The organism is Serratia sp. BFP-2025, assembly GCF_050880365.1.
GTDB lineage: Bacteria > Pseudomonadota > Gammaproteobacteria > Enterobacterales > Enterobacteriaceae > Serratia > Serratia surfactantfaciens.
The window spans coordinates 2,473,662-2,494,310 of record NZ_JBPAFV010000001.1 but is presented as its reverse complement, the minus strand read 5'-3'; the positions used below and the strand labels follow the sequence as shown (position 1 = coordinate 2,494,310).

The following is a 20,649-nucleotide window of genomic DNA, read 5'->3' as shown; positions in this document are numbered from 1 at the left end:
ACATCAGCCATTAGCGTATTGTAACCACCTGTTTTTAAATGATTATTGGTTAGGAACTTCATACGGCATGTTTTCAAAACAAAAACAATACCAAATTGTTGCTTCAATCGTATTGTATAACCATAGCTATGCCCAACTAGAAGATACGTTACTTTCTCTACTTAGCGAAAAATGTGTTCAAAAAATAGTTTTGGTTGATAACGGTGGTTGCGAATGGGCTGCAAAACTAGATAATCATCGCATTAGTTATATTTGTGCGGAAGCCAATAACGGTTTTGGCTACGGCCATAATCTGGCAATGAAGCGTTATCTGAATGAATGTGAATATTTTTTGATTTGTAATCCAGATATCAGTTTTATCTCGGGGGCGCTCGAGAGCCTCTACAATTTTGCGCGGGACCAAAAACACCGCTTTGTTTCCCCTCGCATTCAATATAGCGATGGGCGATTTCAATACAGTTGCCGCTTGCTGCCTACACCTGCAAATTTGTTTCTTCGGCGTTTTTTCCCTAAATGGGGAGCAAAACTGGATGTCACTTATGAAATCCAGCGTGCTGATTATACTAAATCCTTCGCAGTTCCTTCTGTTTCTGGTTGTTTTATGCTGGTTGAATCCACTTTGTTAGCGAACTTGGGGGGATTTGATGAACGGTATTTTATGTATTTAGAAGATGTGGATTTGTGCCGCCGGGCTTTGTCAATGAGCGATATTGTCTACTTCCCTGGCGCTACGATCATCCATGTTTTTGGTAAAGGTTCTTATAAAAACCTTAATTTGTTCATTTATCACATGAAATCAGTTGTCTCATATTTCAATAAATGGGGATGGTGGCACGACCCACAAAGATCCAAGGTGAATGCTGGCTGTTTGAAGACGATTCCCATGACTTCTCCTGAAATCAAGCGGTAATATGGTTGAAGATGAGGTCTACGTTTTATGAGTTCAATTACATCTAAGGTATTGATTATGTTTGTTATGACTGGATGCAATTTCGAAGCGCAAAGTGTTGGTATGGCAGCGGGGTGGGGCAATGAGTAACCCTCATAAATCGCAACCCCTGTCACCCCTGGCTCTGATCCGTAACATTTGGGGATTCAAATCGCTGATCTTGCAAATGACAAAACGTGAGGTTGTTGGGCGATACAAAGGTTCCACGATGGGACTAGCATGGTCGTTTCTCAATCCTCTGTTTATGTTGACGGTCTATACATTTGTTTTTTCAGTTGTTTTTAAAGCCCGTTGGTCCGTCGGTGGAGATGAAAGCCGTACGCAGTTTGCCGTGATCCTCTTTGTTGGTATGATTGTGCATGGTTTTTTTGCCGAGGTGGTTAATCGGGCACCGCAGATTATCCTGGGGAATACCAACTATGTGAAGAAAGTGGTTTTTCCTTTGGAAACGTTGCCTGTGATTGGGTTATGCGCTGCGTTGTTCCATACTCTGATCAGCTTGGTCGTTCTGCTATGTGCATTCTTTTTGTTTAACGGCTTTCTGCACTGGACCGTCGTTTTTATACCGTTAGTTTTCTTGCCGCTGGTCGTTTTTTGCCTTGGATTGGCGTGGATATTGGCATCCCTTGGTGTTTTTATACGCGATGTTGGGCAGACGACTGTAATTATCACGACGGTTATGATGTTTTTGTCACCAGTCTTTTTCCCTATCACGTCCTTACCGGAAAAATATCGCATTTGGATAATGCTTAATCCCTTAACATTTATTATTGAGCAATCACGGAATGTCTTAATTTGGGGGCGTTTGCCGGAATGGCAAGGTTTGGCTGTTTACACCCTGGCGGCATCATTGGTTGCATGGTTCGGTTTTGTATTCTTCCAGAAAACCAGAAAGGGGTTTGCTGATGTCCTCTAATGAAATCGCGATCCAAGTGACTGCATTGAGCAAATGTTATCAGATTTATGATCGCCCGCGAGATCGTTTAAAACAGTTTTTTGCTCCAAGGTTACAACGTGTAGTGCGACGTGAGTCTCGCCGCTATTTCCGCGAGTTTTGGGCACTTCGCGATGTCTCATTCTCTATTAAGAAAGGTGAGACCGTAGGTATTATCGGGCGAAATGGTGCAGGTAAGTCAACGTTATTACAGATGATATGCGGAACGCTGACGCCAACTCAGGGAGAAATACAAGTCAATGGCCGTATTGCGGCCCTACTTGAGTTAGGTGCAGGGTTCAATCCTGAGTTTACGGGGCGCGATAATGTCTACCTTAATGGTTCTGTTCTAGGTTTTTCCCGTGAACAGATCGATGAGCGTTTCCAGGAAATTACGGACTTTGCAGATATTGGCGAATTTATAGATCAACCCGTTAAAACATACTCAAGCGGAATGTACATTCGCCTGGCTTTTGCTGTCCAAGCCTGTGTCGAACCTGAAATTCTTATCGTGGACGAGGCGTTAGCCGTAGGCGATATCGGTTTTCAATATAAATGCTATAAACGCATGGAGGCCCTTCGTGCTAAGGGCGTCACTATTATCATGGTGACTCACTCTACCGGTAGTATTCTGGAATACGCTGACCGTTGTTTGGTTATGAACAATGGGGAGTTAGTAGGCGACACCTATGATGTGCTGGCTGCTGTTCTGGCTTATGAGAAAGGAATGCTGTTGTCGCAAGCCGTGAAACGAGAGAATACGGGCAAGATCTCCTCGTCTGTTGTGATGAATCAATCTGACTTACAGAGTTTGCAACAGGGGCAGCTGAATGCCGAAGTAGGAGAAAAGCGATTTGGCAGTGCTCGAGCGATTATTCAAAATCTCGAAGTGATAAAATCGGATGGTACTTCGCTCTCTGATAAGCCTTTGGTACGTTCTGGTGATGAACTGACCTTAGATTTTACCATCCTTGCTTCAGAAGAGATTCGAGATGTGGCTTTGGGCATTTCCATTTCTAAAGCGCAGGGTGGGGATATTTGGGGTGACAGCAACATTGGAGCGGGTAAACCTTTAATCCTCAAGGCTGGTGAGCAGCATGTGATTTATAAGGTTAAATTACCAATTAACTCAGGAGATTATCTGGTTCATTGCGGCTTGGCATCCCTGCAAGGCGGCGAGCGAGAAGAGTTGGATCAACGCAGACCAATGATGAGATTGAAATTTTGGTCCTCTCGTGAACTCGGGGGAGTTGTTTATGCCCCTCTCAGCGTTTTAAGCGAGGAGTAATTAGAGCAATGATTGCTGTATTCTTACCGCCATATCCGTTTAGGGGAGTGAAAGCGCCCTATTTATGGATATTTTATCGCCTGCTTAACTCATTGCAGGAACGTTCACTTTTTATCGCCGGTAATGATTACTTGTTGTCTCCGGAAGAGTGGCGTCAGTCAGAACGATGGGAATTTGATGTACCTACAATGAATAATTTGGGTTACAGCATTCCGTCTGACGAGTTATTGGCCAGCCATGATTATTGCCATTTGAGAGATAGTGTATTTGAGAGTTTATTAGACTCTTCAAACCACAATCCGATGTTGGCGTTCAAGAAAATGCTGACCCAGCGAATCCCCGAGCTTGAAGCTGAGTTGCTAAACCACCTGCAGGGCTACGAGCCTGGAAAAATAGAGGGAATATTGTCAATCTGCAATTGCCCTTCTCTGGAGGCCGTTGCCGAGTCTTTGTCTATTCCTGTTATGCACTTTGAAGTGGGGCCGTTGAGAATGCCCTCTTATTATAGTACAGGGTATTTGGATTTCTCAGGTGTCAACGGTCACACAGAAGCAGAGAAACGCTATTTGGCGGTTCAGGAACAGTGCCAGGTCGATCTTTCCATAGAGGAGTTGCATCGTTATTTCCTACGTGTGCCGTATACTCATGAGCAGCAGTGTGATGCCGATCTGGGCATCGCATTACAGGTTGAGGATGATTCAAATCTTGTTGCTTATGGCGAGGAATTCACTAATCTGACGTTGCTTTCATATGCGCGTACACGTTATCCAAAGAAAAAATTATTAATTCGCACTCATCCTGGTAGTAAGTTCCAGCTCAAGGAAGGGGACTACGAAATCGACACTTCGCCGACCAGCCTGTCTTTTGTTCAGCGTTGTCGCGAGATTTTAACGATTAATTCTAGTGTGGGATTAGAAGGGATTTTCGCTGGTATACCAACGACAGTCGTTGGTGATAGTTCATATAAGTATGTAACCTTGGCTGACGATGAACGAGAAAGAACCAATCGTTTGGCATTCTATCTATTCTCATACTTAGTTCCATTCGAATTGATTTTTGATATCGATTATCTGCGATTCCGTTTATCTCGGCCAAGTGAAGAGGCGATAGTCGGTCGCCATATTGAATATTATTCTACTGAGAAGGAAGGATTGATAAAAATGCAGGGGTTGACTCTGGGTGAGTTGTTATCAAAGCAGGTTAAGCAAGAAAATGAGAAGCAGGATGATATGCAACAAAAAATTCGTGTTGCGGAACATCATCTGATGATCGATAACGAAGAAAAACAGGCGATGATTTCTTCAATGCAAGAGCAATTGCTGTTGCTTCAGGAAACGCTTATAAAACAGCGAGAGCAACAGCTGGTTACTCAGCAATTGCTGGAGAATGCGCAGAAAGAAGTTCTTCTTTTAAATGATAATAATGTTGAAGACGAACCTCTTAAATTAAAAGTTGAAGAACTGAGTCAACAGCTTAGTGAAAGTCAGTCCGACATGAATAATATGAGAAAAAGTCTGTCGTGGCGACTAACGGTACCTGTCCGCATGCTTGGCCGAGCCATTCGCGGTGAGTTTGGGGTAATCAGGGATATATCCAGACACTATATGCGACAGCATACAGGGACAAAGCCGACCTCATTGCTTGGGAAAAGTTGGCAAGCGTTTCGTGCAAGCCCGCATCCTTATAAGGCTTTGCTGCGCAAAACTAAAGTGGCAGGTAAATTATTGCTAACTGGCCGTTTCGGTGAGTTGCGCAGCAGTCTTCTGCGTGTGGCGAAGAATACCGCTAATACGCCGATGCCGTTAGTAAATATAGATACCGACCATATTGTTATTCTCACTACCAGACATACATTGTTTGTGGCTCATTTGCTTGAGAAAACGCTTGTAGAGGTGGGGCGTGGTGTTACCATAATTGAAGCCTACTCAGCGGCGGCAGACAGTGGACAACTGCATATTGTTATTTGCCCTCAGATTTTTGCTGAGTTGCCGCAAAATTTCGTAGCGTTCCAAATGGAACAGTCTATTAATCCGCGCTGGTTTACTCCAGAATATTTTGCGATTCTCGAACGAGCAATGGCAATATTTGACTATTCTCTGACTAATATTAACTATCTATTAGAACATGGTATCCCTTATCAGAAATTGTTTTACCTTCCAATTGCTTCATTTGCAGATTATAGCTCGAAATTGACTCAAAAAGGTCATAAGTTGAACGGCAATGAGAAGCAAATTGACGTTCTGTTCTATGGTGATACGAATTGTGAGCGTCGTCGTCATTATCTTGAACAATTGGGACAACGTTTTAATATTCATATTGCCTCAGGTGTATTCGGCGATGAGCTGACCCGGCTGGTGAAAAATGCCAAACTGGTTATTAACCTGCATTACTATGAGAATGCTTTGCTTGAGACCACGCGTATTTACGAAGTGCTATCACTAGGAACGCCGATTGTTAGTGAAGAAAGTGTGGATATTGCGGAGCACACATCGCTCTTTGATGTTATTGACTTTGCGCCTATTGGCGATATTGACGCCATGGCGAAAAAAATTGATCGTCTCTTGAACGATCAAGAATATCATGCTACTCGTAAGAAAAATATTGCGTTGTTCACTCATAGCGACAACAACTTTGAAGGTTATTTCAAGCGCTATCTTTTGGCGAATGATTTGATTGACTTCGAAACTTATAAAAATGGCGTTGACTTTATCCCGGCGATAGAGGCGGATATTCCAAAACTCTGCCTTTCGCTGACGGAAACACCGGTACGGAAGCAAGATTTCCTCAGTAAACCTACCCATGGCTTCAAGGTCATCGAGGGGGTTCGACACCGTATTGGCTGGATCGGATGTGGCATGAGCTATAAATACATGTTGTCCGTGCTTGCCGATCGCAATACCGAAATGGCTATGATCTGCGAGGACGATGCGTTATTCCCTGACGATTTTGACATTAAACTTGAGAAGATTGTTGCTTATCTGGAACGCAGCGATTGGGATTGGCACATTTTCTCGGGCATCATTGCGCATTTGAATGAAGATACGGAGATTCTGGCTGTCGAGGAGGTCGATGGTATTGAGTATATTTATATCAATCGCATGACAAGCACTGTGATGAATATTTACTCACGCCGTGGGATCGAGGCCGTTAGCCTTTGGGATGAACGTAACGTTGATGCTCAAACCAATACCATCGATCGCTATTTGGAGTCGGTGCCAAATCTGGTTGTGGTGACCACTCTACCTTTCCAGGTTGGGCATGCTGAGGATCAAACCTCCACGTTGTGGGGGTTCGTAAATACTCAATATCTGGATATGATCAGCGAAAGTGAGCGTTTATTGAAGGAAAAAGTCGACGCGTTCAAGGCGGCCAAGGCACAGTGATTAACGCCCTGTTTTTTGTACTGATTGACTGATCCGCAGACCACGGCACCTTAGGGTGTCGTGGTTTTTTGTGGGGAGGATATCAATATATTGCGACATAATGTGACCTATCGCACCAATCACTACCCACCCGGCTCAATCCTGAGTTAACATGTGTGCCACATCACAAAACCTGCTGGCCGACGTTGCCGGCAGGGTCATCCTCAGACAGGAGTTCCTAAATGTCCAAGCAACAAATCGGCGTTGTCGGCATGGCGGTAATGGGCCGCAACCTCGCGCTGAACATCGAGAGCCGTGGTTACACCGTTTCCATTTTCAACCGTTCTGGCGACAAAACTGACGAAGTGATCGCTGAGAACCCAGGCAAGAATCTGGCGCCGTATTACACCGTTGAAGAGTTTGTTGAATCGCTGGAAAAACCGCGCCGCATCCTGCTGATGGTGAAAGCGGGCGAAGCAACGGATAAAACCATTGCCTCGCTGACTCCGCACCTGGACAAGGGCGATATCCTGATCGACGGCGGCAACACCTACTATCAGGACACCATCCGTCGTAACCGCGAACTGTCCGACCAGGGCTTCAACTTCATCGGCACCGGCGTTTCCGGCGGTGAAGAGGGCGCGCTGAAAGGGCCTTCCATCATGCCTGGCGGCCAGAAAGAAGCGTACGAGCTGGTGGCGCCAATCCTGGAGAAAATCGCGGCGGTCGCGGAAGGCGAGCCTTGCGTAACCTACATCGGCGCAGACGGTGCCGGCCACTATGTGAAGATGGTGCACAACGGCATCGAATACGGCGACATGCAGCTGATTGCTGAAGCCTATTCTCTGCTGAAGCAGGCGCTGAATCTGAGCAACGAACAGCTGGCCGAAACCTTCGCCGAGTGGAACAAGGGTGAGCTGAACAGCTACCTGATCGACATCACCAAAGACATCTTCACCAAGAAAGACGAAGAGGGTAAATACCTGGTCGATGTGATCTTGGACGAAGCCGCTAATAAAGGCACCGGCAAGTGGACCAGCCAGAGCTCGCTGGATCTGGGCGAACCGCTGTCGCTGATCACCGAGTCGGTGTTCGCGCGCTACCTGTCCTCGCTGAAAGACCAGCGCGTTGCCGCCTCTAAAGTGCTGACCGGCCCGAAAGTGGCGCCGTTCACCGGCGACAAGGCCGAGTTCATCGAGAAAGTGCGTCGTGCGCTGTATCTGGGCAAGATCGTGTCCTACGCGCAGGGCTTCTCTCAACTGAAAGCCGCCTCTAAAGAGAACAACTGGGATCTGCACTACGGCGAAATCGCCAAGATCTTCCGCGCCGGCTGCATCATCCGCGCCCAGTTCCTGCAGAAGATCACCGACGCCTACGCGGCGGACGCCGATATCGCCAACCTGTTGCTGGCGCCATACTTCAAGCAAATTGCCGACGAGTACCAGCAGGCACTGCGTGACGTGGTGGCTTACGCCGTACAGAACGGTATCCCTACGCCGACCTTCTCCGCCGCGATCGCCTACTACGACAGCTACCGCTCCGCAGTGCTGCCGGCGAACCTGATCCAGGCGCAGCGCGACTACTTCGGTGCGCATACCTACAAACGTATCGACAAGGAAGGCGTGTTCCATACCGAATGGATGGAGTAATCCCTTCTCGTTTCTGAAAAAGCCGCCGTCAGGCGGCTTTTTTTTTTGCTAAGACATCGAAAAATATGCATAACGCCCTCTCTACGCTGGGATGCGCGATCCCTTCCTTTAATCTGGCACTATTCTTAATTTTTATTTTTTCATAATAAGATCCGTATCGTATTATTTAGAATGATGAAGGTGTTTTTTTTGATTGAGCTTGCCGAAACACTTATCTTTGCTAATATAATTCCTAATCATGTTTCTCGATTTTTTTAGCTCATTCCATCTACGTTTTTGCTAATCGCCTTTGTGTTGATTTATTTGGTTTTTTTTGTCTCTTTGACTACTTGTAGACATAGGGGGAAACATAGGTCGCTAAACTTCTATGAGGCTATTAAGTTCATAGTGGGGTTTGATTTTTCTTGTAAAGAATAAGGAAATTCTTAATTTTCGGCAATCTGCTAGCAATAGGCATTGGGTACTTAACCTGATCACTATGCGCAATGCATCTGTTTCTGGGGTAATCCTAGTTTATGGTGAACTTAATCCCTGTCATTCTGGCCGGTGGGAACGGCAGCCGCCTATGGCCTTTATCAAGAGAAGCATTCCCCAAGCAATTTCTTACGCTTGACGGTAGCAAGCATAGTCTGCTGCAGCAAACGCTACTGCGTTTAGATGGGTTACAAGGGGTTGAGATCGCGGCACCGATTGTCATTTGCAATGAAGAGCACCGTTTTTTGGTGGCGGAACAACTGCAAGAGATCGATTGTTTGGACTCGCGCATCATTCTGGAGCCCGCCGGACGTAATACAGCGCCCGCGGTTGCTTTGGCTGCTCAGTATGTTCTACAAAATGAACCAGATAGTATGTTGCTGGTGTTGGCTGCCGATCACCTGATTACACAATTGGGCGCTTTTCATGATGCGTTGAACAGGGCAATCGAGTTTTCATTATGCGGCCGTTTGGTGACTTTTGGTATCATTCCTCAGCACCCTGAAACGGGCTACGGATATATCAAGCGTGGAGCGCCGCTCTCCCCTTACTGTTTTAACGTCGAGCGTTTTGTCGAGAAACCCGGTTTTCAAAAAGCGCAAACATACTTAGAAAGTGGCGATTACTGCTGGAATAGCGGCATGTTCATGTTTACAGCTAAGAAGTATTTGTGTGAACTGAATCGCTTTCGTCCTGATATTTTTCAAAAGTCACTGTTCGCGATGCAAGCCAGTCGACTTGAGCTCAACTTCATCCACATTGACGAAGAAACGTTTCTCCGTTGCCCCTGTGAGTCTATCGATTATGCGGTGATGGAGAATACTGCTGATGCGGTAGTTATGCCGGTTGATATCGGTTGGAGTGATGTCGGCTCTTGGGGAACTCTATGGGATTTGACTGAAAAAGATGCTCAAGGTAATGTCCATCGTGGCAATGTTATCGCGATTAACTCATTGAATAACTACGTTTCTTCAGGTAATAAACTGGTCGCCACGCTAGGAATAAACAACTTGGTTATAATACAAACTGACGATGCGTTATTGGTTGCCGCTCGTGAAGCAGTGCAAGACGTCAAACAGCTAGTGGGTGAGCTAAAGGCGCGAAAACTGCCGTTTTGATACCCGTGTAAAAATTTCGGGCATGAACCCATAGCAAAGATTCCCCCATAAGCGAGATAGTGATAAATGTAAGCAAGGCCGTACCAGTAATTGCGACCCCATCGCATTAAGCTCCAAGAAGGCGACAGAGCGTAAAGATACAAATAACAGAAGAATGTGACATGACTGAGTTAACTTGTTTTAAGGCTTACGATATTCGTGGTCAGTTGGGGAGTGAGCTGAATGATGAAATCGCTTATCGAATTGGCAGAGCTTATGGTGAGTATTTACTACCTAAAGCCGTAGTTTTGGGGCACGATGCCCGTTTGAGCAGTGAAAGCCTCAAACAATCATTGGCCAATGGCTTGCGAGATGCTGGTGCCAGTGTGATTGATATCGGTCAGTGTGGGGCAGAAGAACTCTATTTTGCTACCGCCTTTTTGTCTGCTGACGGAGGGATTGAAGTCACGGGTAGCCATAACCCTAAAAATTATAATGGTATGAAGTTGGTGTGTAAAGATGCGCGACCAATCAGCAGTGATTCAGGGTTGCTGGATATTAAGGCGTTAGCGGAAAAAGAATCTTTCCCACGCACTGAGCTTGCTCGCGGCGGCTATCAACAAGCAGATATCTTGGATAGCTACGTCGACCATATTTTGTCTTTTGTTGACTTCGCGCATTTCAAACCGCTGAAGCTATTGGTGAACTCAGGGCATGGTACTGCCGGTCGAGTCATAGATGCTATTGAACTTCGTTTTCAGCAGCATAAGGTACCGCTGGAATTCATCAAGATTCAACATGAGCCCGATGGCAATTTTCCGCGAGGGGTTCCTAATCCGCTTTTACCTGAGCGCCGCCAAGACACGGTGGAGGCGATACTGCGCTATGGTGTGGATATGGGGATCGCTTTTGATGGCGATGCGGATCGCTGTTTTCTGTTTGATAGCAAAGGTCATTTTATCGAGGGTTACTATATTGTCGGTTTGTTGGCTGAGGCGTTTCTAGCCAGGCGGACAGGAGAGAAAGTCGTTCACGATCCGCGACTAAGTTGGAATACCGTGGAGATCGTTGAGAAAGCTGGCGGTATTCCTGTGATGTCGAAAACTGGGCACGCTTTCATCAAAGAACGAATGCGGGCTGAAGATGCAGTCTATGGTGGTGAGATGAGTGCCCACCATTATTTCCGCGACTTCTATTACTGCGATAGCGGCATGATCCCTTGGTTAATGGTCGCCGAGATCATGTCTCTGAAAGGTCGCTCGTTGGAACAGCTGGTTGCGGAACGTATCCGTGCCTATCCTTCTTCGGGTGAAATTAACATCGTCCGAGTTCCTGCGACATCCGCGCTTGATATGATCGAGCGACATTATCGAGATCAGGCCTTAGAGGTTGATAAGACGGATGGGATCAGCATGACCTTTGCCGACTGGCGGTTCAATTTGCGAGCGTCAAACACCGAACCTTTGCTTCGCCTCAACGTTGAATCGCGAGGTAACCGAGGCTTAATGGAGAGTAAAACAGAGGAAATTCTCGCGCTAGTAAACAGCCGAATATAAGGCTTCCCATTATCAGGGAAGCCTGTGTGCACTATTTCTGATGCCGCTCGCGCAGCCGGCCGATCACCGCGCTCAGATCCAGATCCTGGTCCTGCAGCAGCACCAGCAGGTGATAGATCAGGTCCGAGGCTTCGTTGGTCAGCTCTTCGCGATCATTGACCGTGGCGGCCAGCGCGGTTTCCACGCCTTCCTCCCCAACCTTCTGCGCGATGCGCTTGGTGCCGCTGGCGTACAGGCTGGCGGTGTACGAGCTGTCCGGGCTGGCGTGCTTGCGCTCCGCCAGCAGCTGTTCCAGCTGATAGAGGAACGTCCAGTCGCTGGCAGCCGGGTGGAAGCAGCTGCTGTTGCCCAGGTGGCAGGTCGGGCCGATCGGGTTGGCCAATACCAGCAGCGTGTCGTTATCGCAGTCCGGCGTGATGCTGACCACCTTGAGGAAGTGGCCGGAGCTTTCACCCTTGGTCCACAGGCGCTGCTTGGTGCGTGAGAAGAAGGTGACGTTGCCGCTCTGCTCGGTGGTCGCCAGCGCTTCCGGCGTCATGTAGCCCAGCATCAGCACTTCGCCGGAAACGGCATGTTGCACGATGGCGGGCATCAGGCCGTCGGTTTTTTCCCAGTCCAGCTGGTTTCTTTGTTGTTCTGTCAGCACACGCGAATCTCCACGCCTTGTTCAACCAGGAACCTTTTCAGTTCGCCGATATTGATGATTTGTTTGTGGAACACCGACGCTGCCAGCGCGCCGTCGACGTCCGCATCGCGGAACGCCTCAAGGAAGTGTTCCATGGTGCCCGCGCCGCCGGAGGCGATCAGCGGCACCTTGCAAGCCTCGCGTACCAGGCGCAGTTGCTGCAGATCGTAACCGTTGCGCACGCCGTCCTGATTCATCATGTTCAGCACGATCTCACCGGCGCCGCGGCGCTGCACTTCCTGCACCCAGTCGAGGGTTTCCCACTGGGTGATGCGGGTGCGGCTCTCATCGCCGGTATATTGGTTGACGTGATACTTGCCGGTTTCACTGTCAAACCAGGTATCGATGCCCACCACGATGCACTGCACGCCGAAGCGATCCGCCAGGCGGCTAATCAGCTCGGGATCGGCCAGTGCCGGGGAGTTGATGGAAATCTTGTCGGCGCCGAAAGACAGGATCTGGCTGGCATCCTCGGCGCTTTTAATGCCGCCGGCGACGCAGAACGGAATATCAATCACCTCCGCCACGCGCGATACCCAGCTTTTGTCCACCACCCGGCCGTCGCTCGAGGCGGTGATATCGTAAAATACCAGCTCGTCCGCACCTTCTTGCGCATAGCGCTGCGCCAGCGGCACGATGTCGCCGATGATTTCGTGGTTGCGGAACTGCACGCCTTTCACCACTTGCCCGTCTTTAACATCCAGGCACGGGATTATCCGTTTTGCCAGCATGCGATCGCCTCCTCAACGCTAAATTTACCTTCCAGCAGGGCGCGCCCCACGATCACGCCGGCAACGCCGCTGCCGCGCAGTTGGGCGATGTCGTCCAGATTGCCGATGCCGCCCGAAGCCTGAAAGGCCACTTGCGGATAGCGGCGGCTAATCTCCTGATACAGAGCCACGTTGGAGCCGGCCAGCGTGCCATCGCGCGAAATGTCGGTGCACAGCACGTGCTTAAGGCCGTAGGGCAGGAACTGCTCCACCACCTGTTCCAGCGTGGCGTTGGAATCTTCCTGCCAGCCGCTGATGGCCACGCGTTTTACGCCCTGCGCATCGATGCGCACATCCAGCGCCAGCACCAGTGCGTCGGCGCCATAGCGCTCGAACCAGCTTTGCACCAACTGCGGCTGTTTCACCGCGGTGGAGCCGATCACCACGCGCGTGGCGCCGGCCTCCAGCAGAGCGCTGACGTCCTGCTCGTTGCGGATGCCGCCGCCGACCTGCACCGGCACGTCAACCCCCGCCAGCAGCTTGCGCAGCAGCGGGATCTGGCGCGCGGCCGGATCCTTGGCGCCGGTCAGATCGACCAGGTGCAGCACCTGCGCGCCCTGTTGTTGATAGTCCTGCAGGCGCAGCAGCGGATCGTTGCCGTAGTCGCGCTGTTGGCCGTAATCGCCCTGGTGCAAACGCACCACGTTGCCGTCGATCAAATCCAAAGCCGGAATAATCATGCTGCCTACATCTCCAGAAAGTTTTTCAACAGTTGCGCACCGGCCGCTCCAGAACGTTCTGGATGAAACTGCACGCCGAAGAAGTTGTCTTTTTGCACGGCGGCGGTGAAGGGCTCGCCGTAGTTCGCCTGAGCGATGGTGCTGGAGCATATCGGCATCGCATAGCTGTGAACGAAATAGAAGTAGGCACCGTCATCGATGCCGCGGAACAGATGGTGGCCCGCCTGCGCAGACACCTGGTTCCAGCCCATGTGCGGCAGCGGCAGGCCGAAGTCGGTCATCTGCTTCACCGGCGTATCGATGAGGCCGAGCGTGGTTACGCCGCCGTTCTCCTCGCTGCTGGTCGCCAGCAGCTGCATGCCGAGACAAATGCCCAGCACCGGCTGAGTGCAGGCCTTGATCAGCTCGATCAGATCGCGCTCGCGCAGCTGATCCATCGCCGCCTGCGCGGTGCCGACGCCCGGCAGGAACAGCTTGTCGGCGCGCAGTACGATCTCCGGATCGCGGCTCACCTCCGGCTGATAACCCAGGCGCCGCACCGCGTAGGTGACGGAGGCCAGGTTGGCGCAGCCGGTATCCAAAATCACCACGTTCATCACAGCACTCCTTTCGAGCTCGGCAGGGTATTGCCTTCGACGCGGATCGCCTGGCGCAGCGTGCGGCCAAACACTTTGAACAGGCTCTCGACCCGGTGGTGGTCGTTTTTGCCCTTGGTCTTCAGGTGCAGAGTACAGCCCATGGTATAGGAGAGCGAACGGAAGAAGTGCTCGACCATTTCAGTGCTGAGATCGCCGACGCGCTGATAGTTGAACTCGGCCTTGTACTCCAGGTGCGGGCGGCCGGAGATATCCAGCGCGCAGCGCGCCAGGCATTCGTCCATCGGCAGCACGAAGCCGAAGCGGGCGATGCCGCGCTTGTCGCCCAGCGCCTTGTTCAGCGCTTCACCCAGCGCCAGACCGGTGTCCTCTACCGTGTGGTGATCGTCGATATACAGGTCGCCTTTGACGTCGATCTCCATGCGAAATCCGCCGTGGGTGGCGATCTGATCCAGCATGTGGTCGAAGAAGCCGACGCCGGTTTTGATCTTGCTGCCGCCTTCGCGATCCAGCCAGACGTTGACGTCGATTTGCGTCTCTTTGGTCACGCGGTTAACCCGCGCGTGACGATCGCGCAGGGTCAGCTGGCGCACGATCTCTTTCCAGCCCAGCACGCCGCGCTGGTAGCGCAGCCCCTGAATGCCCATGTTTTCCGCCAGCTGCACGTCGGTCGGCCGATCGCCGATCACGTAGCTGCGGGCGGCATCCAACACGCCGGGTTCGAGATATCCCTTCACCAGCGCGGTTTTCGGCTTGCGGCAGTCGCAGTTGTCCGCCGGCAGGTGCGGGCAGATCAGCACATCGGCGAACTGAATGCCCTGCGAGCTGAGGATCTGCATCATCAGGTTGTGCGGCGGATCGAAGGTTTCCTGCGGGAAACTGGCGGTGCCGAGCCCATCCTGATTGGTGATCATCACCAGCTGATACCCCGCCTGCTGTAGCGCCAGCAGAGAAGGGATCACGTCCGGCTCGAGCGCCAGCTTGTCCAGGCGGTCAACCTGGAAATCTTCCGGTGGCTCGGCGATCAGCGTGCCGTCACGATCGATAAAGAGGATTTTTTGGCTCACATTGGCTCCTGGCGAGTCTGGTTGGCGCCGGGCAGGGCGGACAAGGCGTCCACCACGCGTTGACATTCGTCGCGGGTGCCTATGGTGATGCGCAGGCAGCCGGACAACCCGGGCTGTTTGTTTTGGTCTCGTAAGATAATGCCCTGATCCCACAAGCTTTTAAACACATTACTTGAGGCGGTGAAGCGGGCCAGCAGGTAATTGCTGTCGCTGGCGAAAACCTGCTCGACGCAGGCGCATTTTTCCAGCTGTTGCTGCAGCCAGCTGCGGGTGGCTGCGATGTCGGTGACGCGCTGACGCATGGTGCGGATGCCCTCTTCGCTCAGCGCCTGTGCGGCGATATCCGCCACCGGCGTCGAAAGCGGGTAAGGCGCGATCACCTTCAGCAGCAGGGCGATCAGATCTTCGTTGGCGAGCGTAAAGCCGCAGCGCAGGCCGGCCAGCGCAAAGGCTTTCGACAGCGTGCGCAGGATCGCCAGGTGCGGATAGTCGCTCAGCCAGCCGGTCACCGAAGCCTGCGGACAAAATTCGATATAGGCTTCGTCCACCGCGACGATCGCCTTGCCTTTGGCCAGCTCCAGCAGGCTGCGCAGAGAGTCCGGGTCGATTAGGTTGCCGGTCGGGTTGTTCGGGCTGCAGACGTAGATCAACTTCACGTTGTCCAGGCTGTCTGCGATGGCCGGCAGATCCAGCTGCCAGTCCTCTTTGGCGGCCACGGTACGGCGCTCCACGCCAAAGGTTTCGGCGCTGACGGCGTACATGCCGTAGGTCGGTGGGCAGAACAGAATGGCGTCTTTACCCGGCTCGCAGAAGGCGCGGATCAGCAGCTCAATGCCCTCGTCGGCGCCGCGGCTGACCAGCACCTGTTCTTTCTTCACCCCGGCGTAGGCGGCGTAGCGTTCGATCACCTGCGCCGGCTGGCACTCCGGATAGCGGTTGAAGGTTTGCGCGGTCAGCTGGAATTCCGGCGCGATCGGGTATTCGTTGGCGTTGAGCCACACATCGCCCTTACCGCCGAGGCGGCGCGCCGATTGATAAGGGGTCAGCTCGCGAACGTTAGCGCGCGCCAGTTTTTCGATGCTCATGCTTGCTCCTTCAGGGCGGCGACGCGCAGGGTCACGGCGTTCTTGTGGGCGATCAGCTGCTCGGCGGCAGCCAGCGTTTCAATGGTGGCGGCCAGGTTGCTGAAACCCTGCGGCGTCAGCTCCTGCACCGTCATGCGTTTTTGGAAGTCGGCCAGTCCCAGGCTGGAGCAGGTGGCGGTGTAGCCGTAGGTCGGCAGCACGTGGTTGGTGCCGGAGGCGTAATCGCCGGCGGACTCCGGCGACCAGTCGCCGAGGAACACCGAACCGGCGCTGGTGATGCCGTCCACCAACTCGCGTGCATTGCGGGTCTGAATGATCAGGTGCTCCGGGCCGTAGCGATTGCTGATTGTTACGCACTCTGCCAGATCGCGTGCCACGATCAGGCGGCTGCTTGCCAGCGCCTGGCGGGCGGTGTCGGCGCGCGGCAGCTCGGCCAGCTGGCTTTCCACCGCTTCGGCTACCGCCTGCGCCATCGCCGCGTCCGGCGTCAGCAAGATCACCTGAGAATCCGGGCCGTGTTCGGCCTGCGACAGCAGATCCGAAGCGACGAACGCCGGGGTGGCGCCGGCGTCGGCGATCACCAGCACTTCCGAAGGGCCGGCCGGCATGTCGATGGCCGCACCGTCGAGGCGTTGGCTGATCTGCCGCTTGGCTTCGGTCACGAAGGCGTTGCCCGGCCCGAAGATCTTCGCCACGCGCGGCACGCTTTCGGTGCCGAACGCCAGGGCGGCGATCGCCTGCGCGCCCCCGACCTGAAACACTTCCTGCACGCCGCACAGCTGCGCCGCATACAGGATCTCATCGGCGATCGGCGGCGGCGAGCACAGCACCACCCGGCGGCAACCGGCGATGCGCGCCGGCGTCGCCAGCATCAGCACGGTGGAGAACAGCGGCGCCGATCCGCCGGGAATATACAGGCCGACCGAGTCGATGGGGCGGGTCACCTGTTGGCAGCGCACGCCAGGCTGCGTTTCGACGTCTACCGGCGGCAACCGTTGCGCGTTGTGGAAGGTTTCCACGTTGGCGACGGCCACTGCCATCGCCTGTTTGATGTCATCGCCCAGTCGGGCGCAGGCGGCGGCGATCTGCTCGTCGCTGACGCGCAGCGCGGCGACCTGCGCCTTGTCGAAACGGGCGCTGTAGTCGCGCAGCGCCCGATCGCCGTTGGCCTTCACGTTGTCGAGGATCTCACTCACCGTGCGGGTGATGCTGTCGGAAGCGGCGATGGCCGGGCGCATCAGCAGCTCGGCCTGGCGTTCGGCACTGCACGTTGCCCAATCGATCGGCGTGTTGAAGGTCGACATGGCGTTACTCCATCATCTTTTCAATCGGCAGCACCAGAATCGAGCTGGCGCCGAGCGCTTTCAGTTTTTCCATGGTTTCCCAGAACAGGGTTTCGCTGCTGACCATGTGCATCGCCACGCGGTTCTGCGCACCGGCCAGCGGCAGAATGGTCGGGCGTTCGGCACCCGGCAGCAGCGCGACGATCTCGTCCAGCTTCTCGCTCGGCGCGTGCAGCATGATGTATTTGGATTCGCGCGCCTGGATCACGCCCTGAATACGGGTCATCAGGCGGTCGATCAGCTGCTGTTTGGCTTCCGGCATTTCGCCGTCGCGCTGGATAAGACAAGCTTTGGAGCGGTAGATCACCTCCACTTCGCGCAGGCCGTTGGCTTCCAGCGTGGCGCCGGTAGAGACCAGATCGCAGATGGCGTCGGCCAGACCGGCGCGCGGCGCCACCTCTACCGAGCCGTTCAACAGACAGGATTTGAAGCGCACGCCCTGTTTGTCGAGGTATTGCTTCAGCAGGTGTGGGTAAGAGGTGGCGATGCGGGCGTCCTGCAGGCTTTGCGGGCCGGCGTATTCGGCGTCGAGCGGGGTGGCCAGCGACAGGCGGCAGCCGCCGAAATCGAGGCGGCGCAGGGTGAAGTAACGCGGGTCTTCACCCTGGGCGCGGCGGCTGAGCAGCTCTTCTTCCAGCACGTTCTCGCCGATGATGCCCAGATCGACCACGCCGTCCATCACCAGGCCTGGAATGTCGTCGTCGCGCACGCGCAGGATGTCGATCGGCATGTTCTCGGCGAAGGCGATCAGACGCTGCTGCTGCAGGTTGATCTTGATGCCGCAGCGCGCCAGCAGCTCCTGGGATTCATCGCTCAGGCGGCCCGACTTCTGCATTGCGATCCGTAAACGTGTCTTGTCCAGCATGGTAACCTCTGTTTAATCTGTAATTTTATGAATTTATTGTAAAAACTATTCTTTTCTGTCTGTCCGGAGCCAAAAAAAAACCCTCGGAAGAAATCTTCCGAGGGCTCTCTCTTGCGTTCTGCGCGCCACTGGAAGATTAACAAACCGTCTTCCAGCACTCATCGCCTGAAAGACTAGTCAGGGTGATGGTGATGATGGTGGTTGAACTGAACGCGTGTCATGGTGTTTTCTCTCAGCAAAAGTCGGTAAAAAACCGTATGCCAATTAAGCTAAACTATCCGCTGTCCGCCGTGCAACTCTTTTTTATCGTCATAAATTTAATTTATTGAAACAGGTTGGGTTATTAGCCATAGACGGCTTTACCTAACCTTAAGCCGGGCAGATTGTATCGCCGCGCGCAGTGGCGTAGCCTTAGAAGTAGAGCGCTGCATTCTTCAGGAGAGGAAGAGGATGAAAAAGGTAGCCATTATTGGCCTGGGTTGGTTGGGCATGCCGCTGGCGTTGTCGCTGATGGGCCGCGGGTACGATGTGGTCGGCAGCAAAACCACGCCGGACGGCGTCGAGGCCGCGCGCATGAGCGGTATCGAATGTTATCAGTTGGAGCTGACGCCGGAGTTGGTCTGCGATGCGGACGATCTGGAATCGCTGTTGCGCGTGGATGCGCTGGTGGTGACGCTGCCCGCGCGCCGCACCGTCGAAGGCAGCGAGAACTATTTCAATGCGGTGCGCATGCTGGTGGACAGCGCGATGGCCTTCGGCGTGCCGCGGGTAATCTTCACCAGTTCCACCTCGGTATACGGCGAAACGGCCGGCACGCTGCGCGAAGAGTCGCCGCTGCGGCCGGTCTCGCCGTCGGGCCGGGTCTTGGCCGAATTGGAACGTTGGCTGCATGAGTTGCCGAACACCTCGGTGGACATTCTGCGGCTGGCGGGGCTGGTGGGCGCCGATCGTCACCCCGGCCGCTTCCTGGCGGGTAAACTCGACGTGAAGGGCGGTTCGCAGGGGGTGAATCTGGTGCATCAGGACGACGTGATCGCCGCTATCCAACTGCTGCTGAAGCTGCCGAAGGGCGGCCATGTGTACAACCTGTGTGCACCGCGTCATCCGGCCAAACGCGAGTTCTATCCGGCGCTGGCCGAGCAGCTGCACCTGGAGCCGCCACAATTCGCCGATGAAGCGGAGCAGGATGAGCGGCTGGTGGACGGCAATCGCATCTGCAATGAGCTGGGCTTCGAGTACCAGTATCCCGACCCGGCGCGCATGCCGGTCAGTTAAACGTCATCATGCCCCGCAAATGCGGGGTTTTTTTCGCCAGCGCGCACCAAATCCTCCAGCAGCGCGTTCAGCGCCTCGTCGGGCTCGACGGGGCGGCTGACCAGGCTGAGTACGGCGCGGTATGAGAGCGCCGCGCCGCCCAGCTGCCGCAGCAGCCCCTGTTCCACCCAGCGCGCCGCGTAGTGGGTGGGCAGATAGCCAAGACAGGTGCCGCTCAACACCAGATGGGCGACGCTCTCCATATGATGAGCCACCGCAGCCAGGTGGGGCGGCGCGATCGGGCATAACTGCTGCGCCAGCAGGTAGCCACGCTTAACCCAGCGCGCGTTTTCGATCTGCTCCCGCTCGGGGCTTTCCACTGCGAACAGCGGGTGATCCGCGCTGCAATAGATCGCCTGCGTCTCCTCCAGCCACGGCTGATAGCGCAGCGCCTCCAACTGCTGACCGAAGTAGCCGATGCCCAGATCGAGCTGCCGGTGCAGCAGCCCCTGTTCAATCTCGCTCGGTGAACAGATGCGGCACTGCAGCTGCACGTCCTGATGCCGGCGTTGAAAGTGTTTGATGGCCTGGCTGAACGGATTGCCCGGTAGCGAGACCAGATTATCCACCAGCCCAATCTGCAGATCGCCGGTCAACAGGCCGTTCAGCGACTGGCTGACCCGGGTGAAGTCGCGGGCGGCGTTGAACAACGAGCGGCAGGCGATCAGCATGCGTTCGCCCTTGGGCGTCAGCCGGAAGCCGGAGCGGCCGCGCTGGCACAGGCGAAAACCCAGCCGGGTTTCCAACGAAGCCAGGTGAGTGCTGATGGTGGACTGATTCATCATCAGCGTTTCCTGCGCGGCGCTGACGCCCTGGGCTTCCGCCACCGCAACAAACACCCGCAGCAGTTTCAGATCGATATCGCTTAGGTTGGTGAGCATCTGCCCTCCGCAGAGCATCTGCCGGTTAACTCATTTTTAACATTGCAAAAATGG

18 protein-coding genes and 1 other annotated feature are annotated in these 20,649 nt (G+C 53.6%); of the genes, 8 read left to right on the top strand and 10 right to left on the bottom strand.

The genetic code is table 11. From position 1 onward, the window contains the following. Window positions 1–67 precede the first annotated feature (67 nt). The 7 genes from ACRAWE_RS11925 to ACRAWE_RS11895 all read left to right on the top strand — a co-directional run bounded on the left by ACRAWE_RS11925 (window position 68) and on the right by ACRAWE_RS11895 (window position 11,309). Window positions 68–910 (top strand): glycosyltransferase, encoded by an 843-nt coding sequence (locus ACRAWE_RS11925; RefSeq protein ID WP_432525380.1) that lies wholly within the window; start codon window positions 68–70, stop codon window positions 908–910. 121 nt (window positions 911–1,031) lie between these two features. Further along, on the top strand, window positions 1,032–1,865 hold the full coding sequence (locus ACRAWE_RS11920) for an ABC transporter permease (RefSeq protein WP_049205867.1): 834 nt from the start codon (window positions 1,032–1,034) through the stop codon (window positions 1,863–1,865). Further along, complete coding sequence (locus ACRAWE_RS11915; RefSeq protein ID WP_432525379.1) at window positions 1,855–3,171, top strand: ABC transporter ATP-binding protein; 1,317 nt, start codon at window positions 1,855–1,857, stop codon at window positions 3,169–3,171. Before ACRAWE_RS11920 ends, ACRAWE_RS11915 begins: the two co-directional genes overlap by 11 nt. Window positions 3,172–3,179: 8 nt before the next feature. Next, a complete protein-coding gene (locus tag ACRAWE_RS11910) occupies window positions 3,180–6,554 on the top strand; it encodes a GT99 family glycosyltransferase N-terminal domain-containing protein (RefSeq protein WP_432525378.1) in 3,375 nt (1,124 codons plus the stop codon). Between the two features lie 221 nt (window positions 6,555–6,775). Then, on the top strand, window positions 6,776–8,182 hold the full coding sequence (gndA, locus tag ACRAWE_RS11905; protein ID WP_004938815.1) for an NADP-dependent phosphogluconate dehydrogenase: 1,407 nt from the start codon (window positions 6,776–6,778) through the stop codon (window positions 8,180–8,182). A gap of 515 nt (window positions 8,183–8,697) precedes the next feature. Next, window positions 8,698–9,774, top strand: coding sequence for a mannose-1-phosphate guanylyltransferase/mannose-6-phosphate isomerase (locus ACRAWE_RS11900; RefSeq protein WP_432525377.1), 1,077 nt, complete (start codon window positions 8,698–8,700; stop codon window positions 9,772–9,774). Between the two features lie 161 nt (window positions 9,775–9,935). After that, window positions 9,936–11,309: a phosphomannomutase CpsG gene (locus ACRAWE_RS11895; protein WP_432525376.1), complete on the top strand. Its 1,374-nt coding sequence runs from the start codon at window positions 9,936–9,938 to the stop codon at window positions 11,307–11,309. A gap of 31 nt (window positions 11,310–11,340) precedes the next feature. On the opposite strand, the gene hisIE is transcribed toward ACRAWE_RS11895, so the two are convergent. The 9 genes from hisIE to hisL all read right to left on the bottom strand — a co-directional run bounded on the left by hisIE (window position 11,341) and on the right by hisL (window position 18,621). Then, window positions 11,341–11,955, bottom strand: a complete 615-nt coding sequence (hisIE, locus tag ACRAWE_RS11890; RefSeq protein ID WP_072627992.1) for a bifunctional phosphoribosyl-AMP cyclohydrolase/phosphoribosyl-ATP diphosphatase HisIE — start codon at window positions 11,953–11,955, stop codon at window positions 11,341–11,343. Beyond that, the gene (gene hisF / locus ACRAWE_RS11885; RefSeq protein ID WP_019454372.1) at window positions 11,949–12,725 is read right to left on the bottom strand and encodes an imidazole glycerol phosphate synthase subunit HisF; all 777 of its coding nucleotides are present in this window, start codon (window positions 12,723–12,725) and stop codon (window positions 11,949–11,951) included. The genes hisIE and hisF overlap by 7 nt, the downstream gene beginning before the upstream one ends. Next, window positions 12,707–13,444 (bottom strand): 1-(5-phosphoribosyl)-5-[(5-phosphoribosylamino)methylideneamino]imidazole-4-carboxamide isomerase, encoded by a 738-nt coding sequence (hisA, locus tag ACRAWE_RS11880; RefSeq protein WP_432525375.1) that lies wholly within the window; start codon window positions 13,442–13,444, stop codon window positions 12,707–12,709. Before hisA ends, hisF begins: the two co-directional genes overlap by 19 nt. Window positions 13,445–13,449: 5 nt before the next feature. After that, window positions 13,450–14,040, bottom strand: coding sequence for an imidazole glycerol phosphate synthase subunit HisH (gene hisH / locus ACRAWE_RS11875; protein WP_063919082.1), 591 nt, complete (start codon window positions 14,038–14,040; stop codon window positions 13,450–13,452). Beyond that, window positions 14,040–15,107, bottom strand: a complete 1,068-nt coding sequence (hisB, locus tag ACRAWE_RS11870) for a bifunctional histidinol-phosphatase/imidazoleglycerol-phosphate dehydratase HisB (protein WP_019454369.1) — start codon at window positions 15,105–15,107, stop codon at window positions 14,040–14,042. The genes hisH and hisB overlap by 1 nt, the downstream gene beginning before the upstream one ends. Further along, entirely contained in the window at window positions 15,104–16,192 is a 1,089-nt protein-coding gene (hisC, locus tag ACRAWE_RS11865) for a histidinol-phosphate transaminase (RefSeq protein WP_432525374.1), read from the bottom strand. Before hisC ends, hisB begins: the two co-directional genes overlap by 4 nt. Then, entirely contained in the window at window positions 16,189–17,496 is a 1,308-nt protein-coding gene (gene hisD / locus ACRAWE_RS11860) for a histidinol dehydrogenase (protein ID WP_063919083.1), read from the bottom strand. The genes hisC and hisD overlap by 4 nt, the downstream gene beginning before the upstream one ends. A 4-nt stretch (window positions 17,497–17,500) precedes the next feature. Beyond that, window positions 17,501–18,400, bottom strand: coding sequence for an ATP phosphoribosyltransferase (gene hisG / locus ACRAWE_RS11855; protein WP_015377256.1), 900 nt, complete (start codon window positions 18,398–18,400; stop codon window positions 17,501–17,503). 71 nt (window positions 18,401–18,471) lie between these two features. Then, window positions 18,472–18,598: a sequence feature (His leader region), on the bottom strand. Further along, window positions 18,574–18,621 carry a his operon leader peptide gene (hisL, locus tag ACRAWE_RS11850; RefSeq protein WP_100396937.1) on the bottom strand — a complete coding sequence of 16 codons (48 nt, stop codon included), beginning with the start codon at window positions 18,619–18,621 and terminating at the stop codon, window positions 18,574–18,576. Its footprint overlaps the feature before it by 25 nt. Before the next feature lie 229 nt (window positions 18,622–18,850). Between hisL and ACRAWE_RS11845 the strand changes: the two genes are divergently transcribed. Continuing rightward, complete coding sequence (locus ACRAWE_RS11845; RefSeq protein ID WP_019454365.1) at window positions 18,851–19,675, top strand: SDR family oxidoreductase; 825 nt, start codon at window positions 18,851–18,853, stop codon at window positions 19,673–19,675. Here the strand turns inward: ACRAWE_RS11845 and ACRAWE_RS11840 are convergent. Continuing rightward, the gene (locus ACRAWE_RS11840) at window positions 19,672–20,595 is read right to left on the bottom strand and encodes a LysR family transcriptional regulator (protein ID WP_019454364.1); all 924 of its coding nucleotides are present in this window, start codon (window positions 20,593–20,595) and stop codon (window positions 19,672–19,674) included. The genes ACRAWE_RS11845 and ACRAWE_RS11840 overlap by 4 nt on opposite strands. Window positions 20,596–20,649: the final 54 nt, after the last annotated feature.